The following is a 20,510-nucleotide window of genomic DNA, read 5'->3' on the forward strand; positions in this document are numbered from 1 at the left end:
GGAGGGGGAGGGACAGGGAGGGGGAATCCGGTGGCCACGCCGCGGCTGCCCCATCCCGCCTCCGCAACCGGGAGGGGGGCTCTTTTGCCAACTCCCCGGTTACGGAATCTTCCCCTCGCAAGGAACCCTGGTCTGGCAAAGACCGCACCCGGTGCTGGCGACCTGATATTGCTCGGCCACCTTGGCCGGTATGGTGCCGTAGACGTGGTCACGGCAGATCCGCTTGTCGTGCCCCTCCTTGGAAAGAGCCCCCACCGGGCAGCGGCCGATGCAGGCGCCGCAGGTCCCGTTGCGGTGCCACAGGCAGTTGATCTTGTGGTGCAGATAGGGGCGCGGCGAAGGCGTAAGGGCCAGGTCGGTAATCACCGTTCCCAACCGGTGCGCTATGCCGCGCTCCGTGATGAGCGCGTCATTCAGGCTGAAGGTGCCAAGCCCTGCGGCGTAGGCGGCATGACGCTCGGACCAGGATGAGGCGATGCCGACCGGAGTCTCGCCGTACTCGCGCCAACCGGGATGCAGTTGCGGTGCTAAAGCGTGGTGGCCGCGCTCCACCAAAAACCGGACCATGTGCCGGCGCAGCGAGGTGTTGAAGGCTTCGCCGTGGTGCCGGGTTTGAGCCCAGGCACGTGACGGGTACACAGTCTCGGTACGGTTGCCGGCGCGCGTCGTCTCGGTAATGGGGAGCACCCAGCAGATCACGGAGCGAGGTTGCCAGCAACCTCCTTCCGCGGTTTCGGCCAGCTCCTCAGGGGTTAAGTGAAATCCACCGATCACTTCCTTGTATTCGAGAAAAAGGGGATCGTCCGCCGCGGCGAACCCGACCAAGGGGTCGTCGAAGTAGCGCTCCCCGCTCTCACCGAACCGGTTGCCGCTTTCCTCCTGTACGAAGCGACGTATCTCTGCAGAGATCATCTCGTTCATTCCCGACCTCCTTCAACCTCCTGAACTCACTGACGGGGCTCAAGACTACCATGTTTTGAGGGCCCCAAGGCACAACTTTTTCCATCCCAGCCCTGTTTTTTGCCTCACCTCTAAAACAGTTCCCCCCTCCCCCTCGCCAGATTATTTTCTGCAAATACGCCACATTTTGTATACATAACCCGTCAAGTTTTCTCGACCCTCCCCGATAAGGCAGACGTATCAAAACATCGTTCGCCACTCTGCAACGCGTTGGCGCACCACCGGCAAGGAGAAAGGCATGAACCCGATCTGGAACTATTATCTCGACCTCACCATCAAATTCAGGCTGGGCCTGCTCTGCGTCTGCTACAGCCTCTGCCTTGTCGCATCGGTGATCGCCTCGCAGGCCGACTCGCCGCTGATCAAATACGGCTCCGTCACCCTCTTCATAGTCGCCGGGGGACTGTTCGGCTGGATCAACATCTGGTCCATCAGGAATCCCCTCGCCAGGACCGTCAGTTATCTGGAGACCATGGCCCACGGGGACCTGAGCGAGCAGATCGTAGTTAACCGCCATAACGAGATCAGCCAGATGCTGCACGCGGTGCAGAAACTCCAGGAGTCGATGCGGGGGATGCTCGCAGGCATCAAGCAGACCGCCGACCATCTCACCCTGGCGTCTTCCGAACTGAGTGCCACCTCGCAACAGATGGCGCAAGGAACCGAGCACGCCTCGCGACAATCCAACTCCGTCTCCAGCTCGGTGGTCGAGATGGCGGGGGTAAGCAACGACATAGCTTTGAGCTGTCAGCAGATGGCGGACCGCGCGGGCAGCACCAGCAGCGCTACGACAAGGGGGGAGGAGACCATCACCCGTATGACCTCGGTAATGGAGGAGATAGAGCGGATGGTGACCGGGACGGTGGACGCGGTCAAGGCGCTGGGGACCAACTCCGACAAGATAGGCGACATCGTGGTGGCCATCGAGGACATCGCGGACCAGACCAACCTTTTGGCGCTCAATGCAGCGATCGAAGCGGCACGAGCCGGGGAGCAGGGTCGGGGCTTCGCGGTGGTGGCCGACGAGGTGAGAAGGCTCGCGGAAAGGACCACCGCCTCGACCCATGAGGTGCAGAGCATCATCCGCAGCCTGCAGGGCGACGTAAAAAACGTGGTGGGGCTGATGGAGCGGAGTGCCGGCAGTGTCAGAAGCGGGACGGAGGACGTGCAGCATTCCAGCCACGCCATCGGGACCATCAAGGAGCAGATAACGCCGCTTCTGGAGTACGTGTCGCAAGTGGCGATCGCAGCGGAGGAGCAGTCGGCGACCACGTCAAACATCACCGACAGCATGAGGGACATAATCGGGGTGGTCGAGGAAGCGGCGAGCGGAGCGCAGAACTCGGCCCGCGCGGCGGCGGAACTGGCCGCTTCGGCACGCTCGTTACAGGAGATGGTGAACCGGTTTAAAACCGTCTAACACCAATTGACAATTGACAATGGATAATTGACAACGAAAACCGAAACCCCGGCTTCGTCGGGCATGGCATAGGCTGGCGAGGGAGGCTTCAGGACCAAAGACAAAGGGGAATGACCGCTGCCGGAGGTTGGCTGTCATTCCCCTTTCTTTGATGTCCAGGTTTTAATTGTCAATTATCAATTGCTTTAAGTGGGTTTTAGTTGTCAATTGTCAATTGGTTCTCGTCACTTGCTTTCAGACGTGGAACTTGCGGGCGAGGTCGTTGTCTATGACATAGACGCAGATTTCTTTGGCGAACTGCTTGGTGTACTTGAACTTCTCTGAGCTGAGGTTGTTGATCAGGAAGGTGACGTCATCCCGGATCCTCTTGTCGTAGGTCTTGAAAGCCTCGGTATCGAAGTCCTTGATGGCGCGCCGGAAGTTGGCGTTCTCCAGGAACGGCTCCAGAACCTTCTCCTTCAGGTTGAATACGTAGCGGTCGTGCAGCGACTGGAACAGCGTCGTCTCCTGTGCGGGCTTACCTTCGACCATGATTTCTTGGGTCAGGGTGCGGCCGGTGTACTCCCTCTGAGTCTCCTGCCGGAACGCCAGCCTCGCCTCGTCCTCCGCCTTGGGTCCAATGAGCCGCCTTTCGATGCCGGCCAGGAAGTCCTCGGTTATCTCCAGCTTCTCTCCGGTGAAGCGGCAGACCTCGACCGCGCCGGGCTCGAAGTTGACGGCGAACATGTAGTGCAGGATGTCGCGCTCGATCTGGGACTCGTTGTAGTAGTAGAGCGCCTCCTTCACCTCCTGGAGCACCACGTAATCGTAGTTGTGCACCAGCGACTCCATGAAGCCATCGGGGATCGATTCCTTGAGCTCCTTGTGCCACCTGGTGAAGAAGGTGGAGAGGTGGCTCATGGTGATCATCTTGTCTTTTCTGGCATAGGCGGCGTAAAAATCGGAGAAGATCTTGATCGATTCACGCCCGGAGAAGCCGTGGTCCCCCTCGTGCTCGCTCTCCGCGATGATCTTCTTCCTCCGCTTGGCGTTGAGCCTCTTTCTGTCCTCTTCGGTGAGCCAGTCGGGGATGTGCCCGGTGTAGATCTCCATCTTCAGGATCTGCAGATTCTCGTCGCAGTAGAACCGGTACTTCTCCGGGTCGCCGATCCACTCTAAAAGGGCGTCGGACTTCACGTTCATCCGGGTCGAGATGATGACACGCGCGAAGTTGTGCAGCACCCGGGGGAGGAAGCTCCCGTCGATATGCTTGCCGAAGATGTTTCGGTAGATCTCCACCTCGGTGTTCAAGTCCATGACATAGGGGATGTTGATGAACTCGATGCGGTCGGAGAATGACTGCACCCCCTCGATGCTCCGCTCGTCTTCCGGGTTCATCAGGGCGATGAAGAGGCTCCTCACGTTCTCCTCGATGTCCTCGACCTTGTGGATCCCCTCGCTGATGATGTTGTGCAGCTCCAGCAGGCGCTCCGCGTTGTGGGACTTGACGTCCATGAGGGCATAGATGCCGTTGTTGGTCTTGGCGAAGTTGGAGAAGATGTATTTCACCTCGTTGCTGTCGCCCAAAAGGAGGTCGATCTTTCTCTGCAGCATGTCGTTGGTGAGGATGTTCTGCTTCATCGACTTGTCGCCCGGGTTGAAGACGGTGATCCCCTCCCCGAGCCTGCGGTTGAAGCGGTAAGGACGGACCTTGATCATGCTGAAGATATCGGCCGGGTCCTCCAGCCTCGCCGAAAGCGCCTGAAAGATGGAGGTGCAGATGGTGCAGGGGGAATCGCGGAAGACCCAGTCGAATTCTTTCTCAGTGAAGAGCTTCCACTTGAAGGAATCGTTCTGGAACAGGTCGTCGAAAAACGCCCTGCGCTGCGCTTTGTCGATCATCAGCAGCGGGGAGTCGTGCGAAGGGCAGGGGACCTCGACCACGTCGCCGCCGCGCAGAAGGGCCCGGGTGTCGATATGCTCGTGCGACTCCAACTCGTACTCGTCCAGAAGGTGGGAGAGCTTCTCGACGAAGGCGCTCACCTGGTGCTCCTTGAAGCTCCCCAGCACGCGGCGGTCCAGGTGCCACACCACCTCGTGGCAGGTGCCCTGCTCCGTGCTCGCATACTCCTCGAACTTCATCAGGATGTTGTTCAAGAAGGTGCTCTTGCCGGAGCCCGGGGGGCCCTCGAAGATGTAGATCTTGTTCTGGCGTGCCCCGCTCTTCATGGCGGCCACGTGGTTGATGAAGCGGTTGGCGAACAGGCGGTCCGCGAAGAAGGGGCGGTCCGAGTTCTCCACGAAGAGCTTCCGGGTATCGTAGGGGACGAAGTTGATCGACTCCGGATCCTCCGGATACTCGTCGGTCCCCTCGCTGACGTAGTTCTTCACCATATCGTGGAAGAGCTGGAAGATATTGCGCATCACCCTTTCCGGCTGCTCAGTGGCGAGCTGCATGAACTCCTCGAAGGACATATGCGCCGCGTTCTTGTGCTCCACGATGGTGCGGCTCAACTGCTTTATCACTGTCTGTAGATCTGGCATGAGCTTATCCGCCTGTCACAGTACCTGCCGGCTCAAGGTTTTTTCCTTCATGGTGTAGACTACGCGCTGCCAGGTGATGTCCGCTTCCTCACCACCCTCCTTGCCGGCGGTGCCGCGGGTCTGTTCGATCACCGCCTCGCTGGTCTCAAGCTGTACCGGCGCCCCCCAGAGGTACTCTATACCCACCATGGTGTTGGCGATGTACTCCGAGACCAGCTGTTTCCCCTCGAAGTGGTGCACGAGGTACAGAGAGCCGTCCTCGCCCCGCTCCGGGGCTATCTCTATATGCGGCGGGTGGTACAGCGAGGCAAGCACCATGTCCCGGTACTCGCGCGCGTCTCGGCTCTTCACGTAGTACTGCCAGACCATGCGCTGCGGGTCCAGCCTCTTCCCGGTGACGAAGAGGTCGTAGCGGTTGGTGAAGTCCTGGTCCACGAACTCCTTGATGAAGAGGTAGTCGCAGTAGTTGCTCCTGACCTTGAACAGAAAATCGTCCCCCTGCTCGGTCTTCGCGTCAAACTCCTTCCGCTGGTTCGCGTCGGAGAGGCGGTGGAAGTCGTACCCTGTCCTCCCCTTGTCCCCCATATCCTTCAACTGGTACATGAGGCGCATGCCGAGCGCGTACGGGTTCATACCCACTCGGGGCATGGAGGTGACCCCGGCATGCACGCGGGCGAAGTCGACCTCGTGCCCCTTGATGCGGTCGTCCACCAGGAAAAGCTTCTCGTGCCAGTAGCTCGCCCACCCCTCGTTCATGATCTTGGTGCGGATCTGCGGCTGAAAGAAAATGGAGGTTTTCCTCACCACCTCGAGCACGGAGCGCATCCAGCGGTTCTCGTCGCGGGCCAGGAATTCCGAGTTCTCGATCAGGAAGCGGAGCAGGTCGCGCCGCTCCACCCTTTTCACGTTCCGGCTCTTGGCGAAATGCGCCTCCATTTCCGGATACTTGGTCGTCACCTCGGCGAAGAAGACCCGCTCCCCTTCCTCTTTATCCTGGAGGACCGCTTCGTTGTAGCGCGCCACCTCCTTCAGGTATTCGGCTACCGGCAGCTTCTTCTCCACCTGCAAAAAGACGTCGAAATAGTAGTCGAGCCGGCTTGAGGTAGCGGTATCGGGAGACTTGAAAAGCGGCGACAGTTCGTCGTGGTAGGCCACCAGGTTGTCGATGGAGCGGGCAAACTCAAGGATGTAATCCACCCAGCGCCCCTTCTCGGCCCGCAGCTTGGCGATCACCCTCTTATCCGAAAGCGCCTGCCCGGTGAAGTCGTACTCCCAGGTATGGCGGAAGTAGAGGTTGTTCTGGAAGAAATCGATGTGGCCCAGCACGTGGTAGAAGATCATCACGTTGAGCCAGTCGGGATTGTTGTCGTTGTAGAACGAAATCGGCGGACGGGTATTGATCACCGTCTCGTAGGGGTTATGCGGGTAGAGCTCGTACTCCCCCTTTCCCCGGAGCACCTCGACGTCGTGCACCCAATAGTCGTAAAGGGTCGGGATCATGACCTTGGGGGAGAGCTCGATGAGGTCGCGGTTGGTCACGATGTATTCGAGGCTCTCGTCGGTGAAAGAGAGTCCGGCGGCGCGCGCCCGCTCCTTGCACCCTTCCATGATCTCTTTGGTATGTTGGTTGATCAGTTCCATAAAAGCCTCAGAAAAGCTAAGCAGGTTAAGATTGAGATTAAGATTAAGTAGAACCCTCAATGCTCAATCTGCTTCACCTCTTAGTCTTAACCTGTTTCCTCTGCTTCCCCTGCTTCACCTCTTAATCTTAATCTGCCTCACCTCTTAATCTGCTTCACCTCTGCCTCTAAGAGATGAGCTTCTTGATCCCCTCGATCACTCGCGACTCCTCGGCGTCCTCATGCATCACGTCCAGCCGCAAGAGGTCCGGCTTGTCGCGCAAAAGCCCAGAGTTCTCCAGGTAACGCGCCACCTCGGTCCATTGGGTCCCCGCGTGCTCGGCGATGGTCACCCCCATGCGGCTTACGTAGGAAAGGATCTTGACCAGCTCCGGGATTGACTTGTCTCCGCCGGTGTCCCAGTCGTCGCCGTCGGTGCCGTGGAATACATAAATGTTGTAGTCGGCGGCGAGGTTCTCCTTGGCCACGATCTCGTTGACCAGCTTGTACGCGCTCGCCACTTCGGTCCCGCCGGCGACCCGGGAGTTGTAGTAGGTGTCGAAATCGGGAACCTCTTTGGCCTCGGTATCGTGCAGGATGAAGCGCGATTCCACCTGCCCGGCGTACTGGTACAAAAGCCAGCTGTAGATCATCACGTGCTGGGTCGCGACCAGCTCGGTCACCTTGCCGGCCATGGAACCGGAGTAGTCGCGCAGGAAAAAGACCATAGCCTGCGGCTCGTAATCCTTTTCCTGGGAAAAGATGCGGTACACCTTGTCGCGCGGCGAGATGAGAAAGCGGGTCGGATCCATGTCGCCTGGGTCCGGTACGTTCCCGAGCGAGATATTGGTCTCCACGATCTTTCTAAGTGTCGCCTTCTTGTCCAGCACCTGCCCCGAGCCGCGGTTGCGGTCGGTGAGGTCGTAGATGTAACGGGTGAAGGAGCGCTTCTTCCCTTTTTCCTTCAGGTTGGGGAGCTGGAACTGCTCGGTCAGCACTTTGCCCAGCTCGTAGGCGGAGGCCCCCATCTCGTGGGATTCCCCCTCTCCCTGTCCCGGACCCTGCCCCGGCTCCTCGCCGGTCTCCCGCACCTTCTGTTCGCCGATGACCTCCCCTTCGTCACCCTTGCCGCTCCCCCCGGTGGAACCACCCTCTCCCGGAGGCCGTATGGTGGGGTCGTGCAGGAACTTCTCCTCTTCGGTGGAAGGAACAACAACGATCTTCCCCTTCCCCCCTTTGCCCGGCTTGATCAACCGCCCCACTTTGATCTTCCTGGGGAAGCCGTCCTTCTCGCGCTGCCGGTCCCGCTCCAGGAGTTCGTCCAACGCCTTCATGTGGCACTGGTAAGGGTTAGGGACCCTCTCCTGGTCCTGCAGCACGGCCAAGTCCTGCCAGGAGTAGAGGCTCTTGGAGAAGTTTGGAAAAGGACCGCGCCTGTCGGACGTTGGGACGTCGCGAGTGACCGCGAGTTCGTCGAGATACCGCGCATACCGCTCGGGATCCAGGCCCTTCTCCTTCAGTTCTTCGAGGTATTTTCCCAGATCTTTCATCCGCCTTCGCCTTATCAGGCTACGGTGGACAAGTCCTTAGTTGCCCTTGTCCGCCGCCAGCCCCTAGTCCCCAGTCCCCAGTCCCTAGCCCCTGCCTTTTAGCCCCCAGTCCCTAGCCCCTTGCCCCTGCTCTCTGCCTAGCTCTCATCTTCCTGTGTGCAGAAGTACTCTATCGTCTTCTGGGCGCAGGTGCGGCAGTAGCCGAGCTTGCCGAGCATGGTGACGATCATGCGGTCGTAGAGCTTCTGATTCTCCTCGTTGGTCCGGTTGGCCAGGGCGCCGATCAGGCTCCCTGCGCCGGCGATGTCGGATTTGAGCCGCACGTCGGTTACCGCCTTCACCAGCTCCAGGTTGTCCATGAAGTCGTAGCTCGGGTCCACGGAAATCTTCTGACCGTAGATCTTGCGGATCGAGGTCCTGAAAGACGCCCGCTGCTCCTCGGTCTTGAGCCCTATGCGCTCCTCGACGCTCTTCACGTAGCGCTCGTCGATCTTCAACGCCTTCAGCTCGCCGGTCTGGGGATCCTTGTACTTCCACATCCGGTCCGGCCCCAGGTTCTCGGCGTCAATCCCGATGATCATGTTGACGTAGTTCTGCACGTCCTTTTTGATGGCGAATGGCTCATCCATGTAGGCGTTGAACATCTCGGTCATGATCCGCTCGCGGTAGAGCTGCTTCCCTGTCTTCAGATCCTCCAGGTATTTGGCCCGCTCGTTGGGCTCCACCACGTAGTCGAGCACCACCCGCTCCAAGCTCCTGAAGACGTCGTAGGCCACCATGCAGCGCCCCTCGTTGGTCTCCGAGCTCTCTTTGAGGATCTGGATGCTGCGCCCAAGGCTCCTGTGCCCCAGACCGCGCTGCCCGAAGCGCTTGGTGATGTCAGGCTCCTGTCCAAGGGTGTCGATCACCTCGGCCAGCGCCTTGATGCTCTTCTCGCCGGCGACCTCGCCAGCCGCAAGCTTCATTGTCTCAATGGGAGTGAGCTTCTCACTCCTGGGAAGCCTGGTCAGCACCACGCCGACGGAAGCTGCATAGTTGAGGTTCGGGTCCTGGTGCAAAACTTCCCGGGTCAGAGTGGTCTTGGAGTCGCTCCCGATGGCGTAGCCGGTGAGCCCTTCCTGCATCCGGTAGTTGGTGTTGTGCGAGACGTAGCAGATCCTGCAGCGGTCGACGATAGGTGCTTCTTCCTTCTCCGCCAGGAAACGGTTGAACTCGGAGTTGTTGCTGGTGGCGATGATCATGGAGTCGATCGGCCACTTGTAGCCGTCGATCTCGATGGCGCGGTTCTGGATCACCCCGAGGTACACCTGGACCAAGTCCTTCTTGTTCTTGAAGATCTCGTCGCTGAAATGCACGCCACCCCCGGCCACGCGCGCCAGTGCTCCGCGGCGCAGGTCGAAGCGGTACGGGTTGTTGGTATCGGAGAGGTGCAAAAGCCTCTGTATAGATTCCTCTCCCAAAAGGTCCACAGCCGACGAGGTGATCTTATCCTTGGCCGGGTATTTGCCGGTGAGGGTGCCGAGGCTCTCGCTCATCGGAACAGGCATGATGGCGATGCTCTCCAGGATCTTGTCAACGTCGTTGTCCAGGTAGTCCCGGATCTCGTTCAGTATGTAACCGGTGCTGGCGCCAAGCGGCCGGTAGTTGCGGTAGAGGGTGTCCAACTCGGCCTCGGAGAAACCCTGCTCAGCGATGAAACGGCGGCTCTCGTCCGGGTCCTCGAAGAGGTTCATCGCCAGGATCATCGGGTCCTCGTAGGTCTCCGAGTCGATTTCCCGGATCCTGCCGTAGTTGCCGAGCCGGTCCATATTGAGGAACCGGAAGCTGTATTTGCGGTTTTTCCCCTGGAGGAAGTTCCGGTACTTGCCGCACAAGAACTCGACGAAAAAGGTCTTGCCGTTGCCCGGCTCGCCCACCAGGACGAAGGCCATCTCCTTACTGGACCCCCCTTCAGCTGCATCCTTGACGAAGGAGACGAAACTGTTGATCTCGTCGTACATCCCGATGGTGTGCTTGCGGCCGGTCCGGAAGATGTTGAAATCGTAGGTCGTCTTGCCGTTGACGACCACCTTTTCGAAACCCGGCTCCAGGATCATGCGGATGATCCCCTGGAAGGCGTTCTCAAAGACCCTTTCTCCCGCCTTGACGGCGGCCAGGTGTTGACGGAGCGTTTCGTTCTTCGCAGTCATGGTGTCCCTCCGCGTTCTTTACGTATGGTGCGGTTCTCTCTCATTGGTTTTGGCATCCAAGAAAAATTATACGCCCGGCAAAAGTTTTTTGGCAAAGTCTTTACTGGCGGGGCTCTATGCACCTAGCCCCCTGCTGAAAATTAGGCGTCAGCATGAATAAGCAAGGCTAGTGTTGCGCATACATTAGAATTGAGCTAATGTATTGTACCCGGACCTGCTACATGTGCAAGAGGAGGGAATTCGCATGGGCCAATAAAATCAAGGTCCTTTTCTTTTCCCAGCCCTTTGATACCATTGAGCACTGCTGGGCGAGGTGGCTTTTAATTAGAAGGTAGAGCAGGAGGCAAACATGAAAGGAAAACTTCTCGGACTGGTGCTTGTGGGGCTGCTGCTGGTCATGGCCGGATGCGGCGGGGGGAACGACGAACGCCCGATCATCGAGACCACGATACCAAGCGACATCGACGTGGACGCGCATGTCGTCGATTCAGGAGGGTTCCTGACCTTGACAGCTGCGTCGCCCGTCAACGGCGTCTTGGCCGGTGTGAATCCCGGCAACGACGACGTGTACCGCGCGTTCCTGCAGTTCCCGCTCGCCACGGTCCCCCTGAATGCCCGGATTCGTTCCGCCCAGCTCGGCATCGTGATACGTGATTTGACTGTGCTGCCTCCGACGGTGAACGTACGGATAAGGATCGATCTAGTATCCTTCGCCCCGCCCGTTGTGGCTACCGATTTCGACCAGCTGTCGTCGCTGGGAAGCGTCATCTCCCGCCCGATCTCGTCGATTGACGTCAACAGCGAGGTCGTGGTCGACGTGACACCGCTCATGGTGGAAGCCCAGATCCAGAAACTCAAGTTCTTCCAGGTGCGCATATCCCAGGAGGACGACCTCACCACCCCAGCCCCTGGAAGGATCAGAATAGACGAGACCAACGAGAACCCGCCGCTGCTTACCGTTGTGTACGACTAGCTTCAGTTCTTGCGGCAGGGATGACTAGTAGAAATAGCGGCTCACATCGAGGTCGTAGAGGTAGGGGTCGAGGGTGGCGGAAATGGTCCTGAAACAGGTCGGATGGCCTAAGTCGATGATCTCCCCCTCGACCTCGCGCCCTTTGGCGTCGGCGATGATGCGCACGCGGGGGCTATCCCACTGGGTGGGGTCCGCGCTGTTCCCCACGACAACCGCCAACTCCTTGCTGTCGAGAAGCAGCAAGGAACCGATGGCATGTATGCCGATGCAGTTAATGAAGAGCTTCAAAAGCGGCTGGTCGTACGCCGTTCCCGCCTGGGCGAGCATCACCCTGAGCGCCTTGTGGGGGGGATAGGCGTTCCTGCCGCTGACCCGGGACGAGGTAAGCCCGTCATAACAGTCCGCGATGTTGATGATCCTGCCGAAGAGGCTGAGCCTTTGGTAGGGAAAACGCGGATACCCCGAAAAATCCGCCTGCAGATGGTGCTCAAAGATCCCGGTGATGATCCGGGAGGAAAGGGCATCGAATCCCTTCAGCTTCATCACCTTCTTCACGCCGTAAAGAACGTGGTTCTCCATGATGCGCCGTTCCTCGCGCGTCAGCGCGCTAGGCTTGTCCAGTATCTCCTTGGAGACGTCGGCTTTGCCCAAATCGTGGAACAGCGCGGCGAGCCCCAGTTCGCAGAGATGGAACTTGGACATGCCGAGCCTTTTGCCCATCACCAACGAGAGGATGCAGACGTTGGCGGCATGGTGCTGAGAGGAGCGGTCGTGGGAGCGCATGGTGCTGAGCCCGAGAAGGTCCGACTCGTGGCTGAAGAGCAGGTCGATCATCTGCTGCACCACCCGCTTCGACTCCCGAAGCCTCAGGCTCCGCCCGGCCGCCATCTGCGCCGCCACCTCGTCCATGGCGGCCAGCACCTTCTTGTACAGAGGGCGGGCCTTGAGGTTGTTCTCCTGCAACCGCACCGTGTCCGGAATCAGCACCTCGTCGTCGCGCAGTACCTCCACCTCGATATGGGCGACCATCCTCTGCTGCATCCCATCGAGAAGGCCGGTGTAAGCGTCGAGTAGCTCGGCGGCGTCCACCTCCCGCAAGGCGTAGACGAACCGGCGCAGGTCGTCCGCGCTCACCTCCGGCATGAAAGAGAGCCTTCCCACCAGATTGCGCTTCATCTCCTCGATCACGTATCGCGGCGCCTCGAAATTGGCGATGTCCGGCTTGAGCCGCAGCTCGCCAAGGTAGAGGTGCCCTCCACGGAGCCTCAGCGAGGCGTCCTCGTTTCTACGGGCGATATCCCGCACCACCTTCAGCAGGTTGGCTAGCGGCAGGTCCAGCGCCGCGTGCCCTTCGCTGTAGTTACTGGAAGTCTTGAGCAGTATGAAGAGCTGCAGGACCAAGGCCTTGCCGAGGCTGGCCATCTCGTTGCTCAGGCTGTCGCGCTCTTTCTCAAGTTGCATGTTCACACCTCGCCTGCATTACCGCTCCTCTTCGCCCGCGCGAGAGCCAGGGCGGCGATGGCCTGCTCCAAAAGATCCCTTACCTCGCCGGAACGCTTGCTGTTACGCGCCTCCTGCAAAAGCGCCAAAGCCTGGCCGGTCTGCATCCGTACCAGCCCTGCCGCCGCCAACTGTGCGCTTTCCTTCTCGGCCGCCTTTTGAAACCAGAACTTTTTCAGCAGCATATCCCTGAACATGGGGAGCATCTCCTCGCCCCCCAGTTCCCCCAACGCCTCGTACACCGCCTTTTTCTCCGGCAACTCGCGATTGGCGAACTCTTCCGCGGTGGTGAGCGCAGCGATAGGCTTGAGCGCGAAGGGGAGCTTCTCCCGCGCCAGGACCTGGAGCGCCTTGATGCGAAGCGCGCTGGAGTCGTCCCGCAGGTACTTGACGATGTACGCCTTCGCCTTGAGGTCTCCGGAGCGCTCCAGGTAGCCAAGCACCTCGCGCCGGATCCTCGCCTCCTTGTGGGGGATCAGCTTGATGATCATGTCCAGGGCCACTGGGGTTCCCACCAGTGAAAGAACGAGAACCATATTTCGTACCAGGTACCAGCGGGAATCGTTCAGGAAAGGAGCGAACACGGCGGGATTTTCGCGGCCGAGTTCAACCAGCACCTCGATGATCACCTTGCGCACCTTGAGCTTCTCCACCCTTCCCAGCAGCTCGCAGATCGCCCCGAGCGAGGGCAAGCCAAAGATATGTAGAAGTTCCTTCAGCTCCTGGTGCGTCACCGCCTCGCTGCCGTCCAAAGTCTCCTGCAGTACCTGCACCGTCTGGAGGTCGAGTATGCCGGCAAGGGCCTCGGCTAAAAACTTTTGCTGTTCCGGCAGGGTGGATCCCAGCTTCATCAACTGGTCCATGAACCGGATCAGTCGCAGCGCCTGCCCGATCTCGCCGGCGAGGAACATGTTGGTGGTGAGGTTTCCCATGATCCCGACGAAATCCCAGAATATGACCGGTTCCTTCACCCCGGCCAGGATGGCGGAGAGGATGTTGACCACGTCGTCGAGGCCATTTCTGCGAGCCTCGACCTGCCGGGCCTTTCTGAGCCATTTCTCCTCTTCGCCGGTCAGCATGAGCAGGTGCTTGGGAATCATCCTCGGCTGGGGTGGGATCTGCTGGGCCAGCGCCTGGTACACCCTGGTCACCGCCGCCTGCTGGGACCCCGGTTCGGTCAGGTCCACCTCGAGGTGCCCCTCGATAAAGTCCTCCTCAAGTAGATAGCGCAGGTGCGGGAGATCCCTCTCCCAAAGCTGGGTCACCACGTCCTCGTCGCTCGTGCCCAGTTCGAAACCCGCCACCCCGACGAATGCCATCAGCTCACTCGATTCCACCCCCGGCAGGAAAAACAGCGCCCTGATGCCGTCCGCGTACATGCGGCAGGCCATGCTCTCCTTGGGGTCCTGGTTCTGGTAGATGTCCTTCCCCTTGTACCGCAGGACGAAAGGTTCCACGTCGAGGGGGAACTCTCCGTATTGGTCCAGGTGCCCCGTCATCTTGCCGTTCAGGTCGTCCGTGAAACCGATCAGTATCGGGTTGTTAGGCAGGTAGATCCGGAGCGCCTTCGAGGTCTTCACCATGGCGATCATGACCAGGTTAGCCGAGGCGTACTCTTCCTTGCTAACCTCTTCGTGCTGCCTTCCCGGGTTGGCCATGCGATCCTCTATATTTTTCTCGTGTCTAGTTTTTTGCCGCATTTACTCATGAATGTGAAGAAGGGGGTGACGGAAATCTGACGCTGATCGGCCGAAATCCCCGGTAGTATACGCAGATGCAAAAATTGTGTAAAGCCGGAGGATTAATGAAAGGAAAAAGCTGCGACCGCTTGGGAACCAGGAGAAGCAAGCTGCCGATAAAAAAGGGAGCCGGCACTGGGGCCGGCTCCCTTCATTTTTGCTGCGGGTTTCTGGGCAGGACTACATCATGCCGCCCATGCCACCCATACCGCCCATGCCGCCCGGCATTGCCGGCATCGCGCCTTCTTCCTTCGGCTTGTCAGCGATCATCGCTTCGGTGGTCATCATGAGACCTGCCACGGAAGCGGCGTTCTGCAGCGCGCTCCTGGAGACCTTGGTCGGGTCGATGATGCCGGCCTCGATCATGTCGACATAGACGTCGTCGGCGGCGTTGTAGCCGAAGGCATCCTTGCCGTTTTTGACCTTGTCCACGACGATGGAACCGTCGACGCCGGCGTTCTGGGAGATCTGACGGATCGGCTCCTCGAGGGCGCGCTTGATCACGTTGACGCCGAACTGCTGCTCCGGTGCGAGCTGGAGGTTTTCCAGCACCTTCAGGGCGCGCAGGTAAGCCACGCCGCCTCCGGGGACGATCCCCTCGTCGACCGCTGCGCGGGTTGCGTGCAGTGCGTCTTCGACGCGTGCCTTCTTCTCCTTCATCTCGATCTCGGTAGCGGCACCGACCTTGATGACGGCAACGCCGCCCACCAGTTTCGCCAGGCGCTCCTGAAGCTTCTCGCGGTCGTAGTCGGAGGAGGTCTCATCGATCTGGGCGCGGATCATCTTGACGCGGCCCTGGATGTCAGCCTCGGCGCCGTAGCCGTCGATGATGGTGGTGTTGTCCTTGTCGACAGTGATCTTCTTCGCCTGGCCCAGCATGTCGAGGGTGGTGTTCTCGAGTTTGAAGCCGACTTCCTCGGAGATGACCTTGCCGCCGGTCAGGATGGCGATGTCTTCGAGCATGGCCTTGCGGCGGTCGCCGAAGCCCGGGGCCTTTACGGCGCAGACGTTCAGCACGCCGCGCAGCTTGTTGACCACGAGGGTCGCCAGGGCTTCGCCTTCGATGTCCTCGGCGATGATCAGCAGCGGACGGCCGGACTTGGCGGTCTGCTCGAGAACCGGGAGGAGGTCCTTCATGTTGGCGATCTTCTTGTCGTGGATCAGGATGGCGACGTTGTCCATAGCGGCTTCCATGCGCTCCGGATCGGTCACGAAGTAGGGGGAGAGGTAGCCGCGGTCGAACTGCATGCCCTCGACGGTCTCAAGTGTGGTCTCCATCGCCTTGGCTTCCTCGACGGTGATGACCCCTTCCTTGCCGACCTTCTCCATCGCCTCGGCGATGATGTCGCCGATGGTCTTGTCGTTGTTGGCGGAGATGGTGCCGACCTGCGCGATTTCCTTGTGGTCCTTGATCGGCTTGGAGATGTTCTTCAGCTCGGCGACCAGGGCCTCGACAGCCTGATCCAGACCGCGCTTGATTTCCATCGGGTTGTGGCCTGCCGCGACCAGCTTGGCGCCCTGGCGGTAGATCGCCTGTGCCAGCACGGTTGCGGTGGTGGTGCCGTCGCCGGCTACGTCGGAGGTCTTGGAAGCGACTTCCTTCACCAGCTGCGCGCCCATGTTCTCGAACTTGTCTTCCAGCTCGATTTCCTTGGCGACGGTGACGCCGTCCTTGGTGATGAGCGGCGCGCCGTAGGATTTCTCGATGACGACGTTGCGCCCTTTGGGGCCCAGGGTCACTTTAACGGCATCTGCCAGGGTGTTGACACCTTTGAGGATGCAGTTGCGTGCTTCCTGGTCGAATTTGATGATCTTTGCTGCCATAACGTATATCCTCCTTGGGGATTAATGAATTGTGGCGAAATTGCGCTGCCTCCCGGCTGACCGGGGACGGTGATTACTTCTCGACTACGCCGAGGATGTCATCCTCGCGCATGATGAGGAAGTCCTCCCCTTCGAGCTTCACTTCGCTTCCTGCATACTTGCCGAACAGCACCTTGTCACCCACCTTCAGGTCGATCGGGTACACCTTGCCGTCCTCGCCCCTCTTCCCGTTGCCAACTGCCACCACTTCGCCCTGCTGGGGCTTTTCCTTGGCGGTTTCCGGGATATAAAGCCCACCGGCGGTCATGGTAGCTTCCTCAACCCTCTTCACGATGATACGGTCCTGCAGCGGTCTAAGATTCATGCTTGCTCTCCTTTCTGCGAGATCCTCGATCTCCGGTAATTGAAAAAAATATTAGCACTCAAAACTGCTGAGTGCTAAGGCCTGCTAAATATAAACAGCATGGTCCTAAAAATCAAGGGTAGAAGGAAAAATAAAATTCACCCCCCGCGCGTGGCGTCTCACCACTTCCTTTTAGCAAGCTCCTCGGCATAAAACTTCTGGTACAGGATCTCCCATTCCCGGCTGCCGGGCACCTTGGCCTGACTGTAGGAGGCCAGCTTCGCCCTCACCGCCTGGTCGACCTGTTCCATCACCGAGAAGAACCCCTCGATGGAGCCCTTGACGGCATCCAGCGCGCGCCGCTCGTCCGGGAAGTCGGCGAGGTCGTCGCGCCAGAGCTTGTCGTAGATCCTGTGGGCGATATGGGAAATGCGGTCTTCGCTGATATGCATGGAGTCTCCTTTCGATTCGGCCGCGCGGCGGGTTAGAGGACGATCTTGCGTTCCTTGGCCAGTTTCTCCTTGATCATTCGCAGCATCTTGTGCCGGTCGATCCCCTCCCCTCCGACCGCCTTCAGGGTCTGCTCAAGCAGCGCCTCGGCGTCGCGCTCCAATGCCTCCTCAAGCCTCAGGTCCTCGGCTATGGCCGACTTGATGCCGGCCAACACGGCCGCACGTCCCTGTTTTTGCTCCACGAGTTGGGCACGTTCCAGGTCGCCCAGCACCTTTTCCGCCAGGCGTGCGATCTGCTCTTCCTTAAGGCGCATCTTTCCTCCCGGTCGCTGCGAAAATTGGTGGGCGCATTGTACGACAAAGGCCCAAAATTGCAACCTATTTACCCGGGGATTTCTCCTACAAAGGATTAGACAAATCGCTCTTGATTTCTCATTTTGTCGGTACTACAATGCAGCCACTTACTTAGCTCTCTCTGCCCTGTCCGTGAGGTTACTAACGCCCCTGCGGAATAATTTATTGAACGGGCGACTGTTTCGACCGTGGTGAGCTGCCCCATTGCGCGGGAATTGCCTAAAGCGGTCCACAGGAGCCCACCTGAATGGGAACTCGCTGTGAGGCCCCCGAAACCAACGGCACGGCGGAGAGAGTAGTTGCAGGCAGCACCAGGGGAACCCAACGGTTCCCCTATTTTTTTGGCTTGCGCCGCAGCATTAAAGGTTATATAGCAGACGGGACCGCACCCAAACTTGAAGGAGCCCGCGCCATGACACCGCACTTCCTGCCGGCCCTGGTGAACCCTCCCTTCGGCGACCCCGGCCTCTACGTCGACTTCCTCTTCGCGCGCCGGGCCGTCCTCTTCGACCTGGGGGACCTGGCGCCGCTTCCCACGCGCAAGCTCTTGCGGGTGAGCGACATCTGCATCTCGCACACGCACATCGACCACTTCATCGGCTTCGACCTGATGCTGCGCATCATGCTGGGACGGGACAAAGAAGTGAGGCTGTACGGTCCTCCCGGCATCCTGCGGCAGGTGGAGCACCGCCTCGCGTCCTACAGCTGGAACCTGATTCAAAGCTATCCCACCGAGTTCGTCCTCATCGTCACCGAACTTCATCCCGACGGCAGCGCGCAAAGGGCAAGCTTCAGCTCCCGGCGCATCTTTGAAAGGGAAAACCAGCAGGAACTCATGCTCCCCGAGGGCGTCGTGCTGGACGAGGGGAACCTGCACATCCGCGCCACCTTCCTGGAGCACAGCATCCCCTGCCTCGCCTATGCTTTCGAGGAAAAGCTCCACGTAAACTTCATGAAGAACCGGCTGGCCGAGCTGGGCCTGCCGGTCGGCCCCTGGCTTTCCGAAGTAAAGCGTGCGGTGCTCCGGGGGGAACCGGACGACACCCTGGTCTATCCCGCGGCGGCGGGCGAGGAGCGTCCCGCTTCCGGCTGGACCATTGCAGAGCTGAAAGAAAAGGTGCTGCAGGTGGTGCCGGGGGAAAAGATAGCCTATGTCACCGACACCGCCTTCACCAATGAGAACCGCCGGCGCATCGTGGAGCTGGCGCGGGACGCAGACTACCTCTTCATCGAGGCGGTCTTCCTGCACATCGACTCTGAGCGGGCGCGCGACCGGGCGCACCTGACCGCCCGGCAGGCCGGGGAGCTCGCCCGGGAGGCGGGAGTGGCGAGGGTCTTCCCCTTCCACTTCTCCCCCAGGCATTTGGGGGCCGAAGCGGAGCTTCGACGCGAGGTCAACCAGGCATTCGCGGTCTCCCCCCTCCGGGTGGAGGAGAGCATGTAGATGTGCCCAACTGAGCCGCGGCTGGGGCGCGCACTGCGGTCGGGAGCTATGGAAATAAAAAAGGGGGCCAGTCACCTGTGCCCCCTTCTATACCGCAACGACCTTCTTATTACCTATTCCAGCCTGAGCGCGACGAACAGGGAGGCTTCTCCCCGCCTCAGCAGCATCTTCAGATACCCGCCCTTCTTCGCCGCCGCGATCAACTTGCTGTAGTCGCTCACGCCGCTTACGTGCACTCCGTTGATCTCCCTGATCAGATCCCCCTCCTGGATGCCGGCCCGGTCGGCAAGGCTGTCCGGCTCCACGTCGGTCACCACGACCCCTTTTTCCCCCTGCAGCCGCAACTGCTGCGCGCGCTCCGGGGTAAGCTCCGTCACCTTCACTCCGAGCCGGTCACTGGTGACCGCACTATCCTCCTCGCCGCCCTCCTTCAGCTGCTCGACGGTCACCTGCAGCGTCTCCTGACGCCCCTCGCGCAGCACCACCACTTTCACCTTCTTTCCTACCGGGGTGGCGGCTACGCGGCGCGGAAGCTCCCCCATCTCCTTGATGGGATGCCCGTCGTACTCGAGGATGATGTCGCCCCCCTTGAGGCCCGCCTTCTCCGCGGGGCTCGCTTTCACCACGTCGGCAACCAGCGCCCCCTTCTCGGTGTCGAGCCCGAAGGATTTGGCGAGATCCGGGGTCACCAGCTGCACCGAAACGCCGAGCCAGCCGCGGGTCACCTTGCCCGCCGACTTCAGCTGCGGGAGGATCTCCTTCGCCATGTTGACCGGTATGGCGAACCCTATCCCCTGGCCGCCGGCGACGATCGCCGTGTTTATGCCGATCACCTCCCCTTCGGTGTTGAAGAGCGGCCCTCCCGAGTTGCCGGGGTTGATGGAGGCGTCGGTCTGGATGAAGTCGTCATACGGGCCGGAACCGATCACCCGCCCCTGGGCGCTGATGATCCCCGCCGTCACGGTCTGGGAGAGCCCGAACGGGTTGCCGATAGCCATCACCCAGTCCCCCACTTCCATCTTGTCGCTGTCCCCCAAAGGCGCCACGGGGAGGTGATCCTTGGCGTCGATCTTCACCAGGGCAAGGTCCAGCTTTTCGTCGCGCCCCTTGACATCTCCCGCGAACTCCCTGCCGTCGGAGAGCTTCACCTTGATCTCGTCGGCATCCTTCACCACGTGGTTGTTGGTGATGATGTAGCCGTCGTCGCTGATGATGAAGCCGGTCCCCAGGTTCCTCTGCTTTTGCTGACGCTGGTGCGGCCCCTCGAAAAATTTGTCGAAGTATTCCTGGAAGGGGTCTTGCCCTGGGGCGATCTGCCGCTTCTTCACCGCTAGGGTCTTCGAGGTGCTGATGTTGACCACCGCGGGCTTCAGCTTCTTCGCCAGTTTGGCGAAATCGGGAGTGAGCACCGAGGCGCCCGCGACGGTCGAGAAAATGGAGGAGAGAAATACGCTAAGTACCAGAAATCTTGCTACGATTGCTGCCTGCATGGCGACCTCCTGGGAATTTGAGTAGAGTTAAGCTAATACTGCCCCCCAAGTTTGTCAAGACACTCTCCGCAAGGCTTTTGCCACCGCTGCGCACTTTGCTCCGACCCCCAAAAAAAACGGACCGCCTCCG

The 20,510-nt window shown here is 59.8% G+C and carries 15 protein-coding genes and 1 other RNA gene; 4 read left to right on the plus strand and 12 right to left on the minus strand.

Features of this window, described 5'->3' with window-relative positions; all coding sequences use genetic code 11:
* Nucleotides 1-99: 99 nt before the first annotated feature.
* Nucleotides 100-921: a (Fe-S)-binding protein gene (locus K419_RS0115825; RefSeq protein ID WP_026842440.1), complete on the minus strand. Its 822-nt coding sequence runs from the start codon at nt 919-921 to the stop codon at nt 100-102.
* 277 nt (nt 922-1,198) lie between these two features.
* Here K419_RS0115825 and K419_RS0115830 point away from each other — a divergent pair, with 277 nt between their 5' ends.
* The gene (locus K419_RS0115830; RefSeq protein WP_026842441.1) at nt 1,199-2,380 is read left to right on the plus strand and encodes a methyl-accepting chemotaxis protein; all 1,182 of its coding nucleotides are present in this window, start codon (nt 1,199-1,201) and stop codon (nt 2,378-2,380) included.
* A gap of 234 nt (nt 2,381-2,614) precedes the next feature.
* Here the strand turns inward: K419_RS0115830 and K419_RS0115835 are convergent, their stop codons facing one another.
* From K419_RS0115835 to K419_RS0115850, 4 genes are all read right to left on the minus strand, one after another.
* Nucleotides 2,615-4,903 (minus strand): serine protein kinase PrkA, encoded by a 2,289-nt coding sequence (locus K419_RS0115835; protein ID WP_026842442.1) that lies wholly within the window; start codon nt 4,901-4,903, stop codon nt 2,615-2,617.
* 15 nt (nt 4,904-4,918) lie between these two features.
* Entirely contained in the window at nt 4,919-6,544 is a 1,626-nt protein-coding gene (locus tag K419_RS0115840; RefSeq protein ID WP_026842443.1) for a SpoVR family protein, read from the minus strand.
* 166 nt (nt 6,545-6,710) lie between these two features.
* Complete coding sequence (locus K419_RS0115845; RefSeq protein ID WP_026842444.1) at nt 6,711-8,072, minus strand: DUF444 family protein; 1,362 nt, start codon at nt 8,070-8,072, stop codon at nt 6,711-6,713.
* A gap of 137 nt (nt 8,073-8,209) precedes the next feature.
* A complete protein-coding gene (locus K419_RS0115850; RefSeq protein ID WP_012528692.1) occupies nt 8,210-10,261 on the minus strand; it encodes a serine protein kinase in 2,052 nt (683 codons plus the stop codon).
* A 349-nt stretch (nt 10,262-10,610) separates the two neighbouring features.
* On the opposite strand from K419_RS0115850, the gene K419_RS0115855 reads away from it, so the two are divergent.
* Nucleotides 10,611-11,234, plus strand: a complete 624-nt coding sequence (locus K419_RS0115855; protein WP_026842445.1) for a hypothetical protein — start codon at nt 10,611-10,613, stop codon at nt 11,232-11,234.
* Nucleotides 11,235-11,258: 24 nt separating this feature from the next.
* Here K419_RS0115855 and K419_RS0115860 read toward each other — a convergent pair whose 3' ends face one another.
* The 6 genes from K419_RS0115860 to K419_RS24305 all read right to left on the minus strand — a co-directional run bounded on the left by K419_RS0115860 (nt 11,259) and on the right by K419_RS24305 (nt 17,406).
* A complete protein-coding gene (locus K419_RS0115860; RefSeq protein WP_026842446.1) occupies nt 11,259-12,695 on the minus strand; it encodes an HD-GYP domain-containing protein in 1,437 nt (478 codons plus the stop codon).
* 2 nt (nt 12,696-12,697) lie between these two features.
* Complete coding sequence (locus K419_RS0115865) at nt 12,698-14,392, minus strand: HEAT repeat domain-containing protein (protein WP_026842447.1); 1,695 nt, start codon at nt 14,390-14,392, stop codon at nt 12,698-12,700.
* A gap of 261 nt (nt 14,393-14,653) precedes the next feature.
* Complete coding sequence (gene groL, locus K419_RS0115870) at nt 14,654-16,297, minus strand: chaperonin GroEL (RefSeq protein WP_026842448.1); 1,644 nt, start codon at nt 16,295-16,297, stop codon at nt 14,654-14,656.
* Nucleotides 16,298-16,370: 73 nt separating this feature from the next.
* A complete protein-coding gene (gene groES, locus K419_RS0115875; protein WP_012528687.1) occupies nt 16,371-16,661 on the minus strand; it encodes a co-chaperone GroES in 291 nt (96 codons plus the stop codon).
* A 158-nt stretch (nt 16,662-16,819) separates the two neighbouring features.
* Nucleotides 16,820-17,092 (minus strand): DUF507 family protein, encoded by a 273-nt coding sequence (locus K419_RS24300; RefSeq protein ID WP_026842449.1) that lies wholly within the window; start codon nt 17,090-17,092, stop codon nt 16,820-16,822.
* Between the two features lie 32 nt (nt 17,093-17,124).
* A complete protein-coding gene (locus K419_RS24305; protein ID WP_026842450.1) occupies nt 17,125-17,406 on the minus strand; it encodes a DUF507 family protein in 282 nt (93 codons plus the stop codon).
* Between the two features lie 155 nt (nt 17,407-17,561).
* On the opposite strand from K419_RS24305, the gene ssrS reads away from it, so the two are divergent.
* A non-coding RNA gene (gene ssrS / locus K419_RS23215) (6S RNA) lies at nt 17,562-17,743 on the plus strand.
* Between the two features lie 115 nt (nt 17,744-17,858).
* Nucleotides 17,859-18,890, plus strand: coding sequence for a ribonuclease Z (locus tag K419_RS22170; RefSeq protein ID WP_035497327.1), 1,032 nt, complete (start codon nt 17,859-17,861; stop codon nt 18,888-18,890).
* A 113-nt stretch (nt 18,891-19,003) separates the two neighbouring features.
* On the opposite strand, the gene K419_RS0115895 is transcribed toward K419_RS22170, so the two are convergent.
* Nucleotides 19,004-20,380, minus strand: a complete 1,377-nt coding sequence (locus K419_RS0115895) for a DegQ family serine endoprotease (protein WP_026842451.1) — start codon at nt 20,378-20,380, stop codon at nt 19,004-19,006.
* Nucleotides 20,381-20,510 lie beyond the last annotated feature (130 nt).

This window comes from Citrifermentans bremense R1, assembly GCF_000426865.1.
Lineage (GTDB): Bacteria > Desulfobacterota > Desulfuromonadia > Geobacterales > Geobacteraceae > Geomonas > Geomonas bremensis.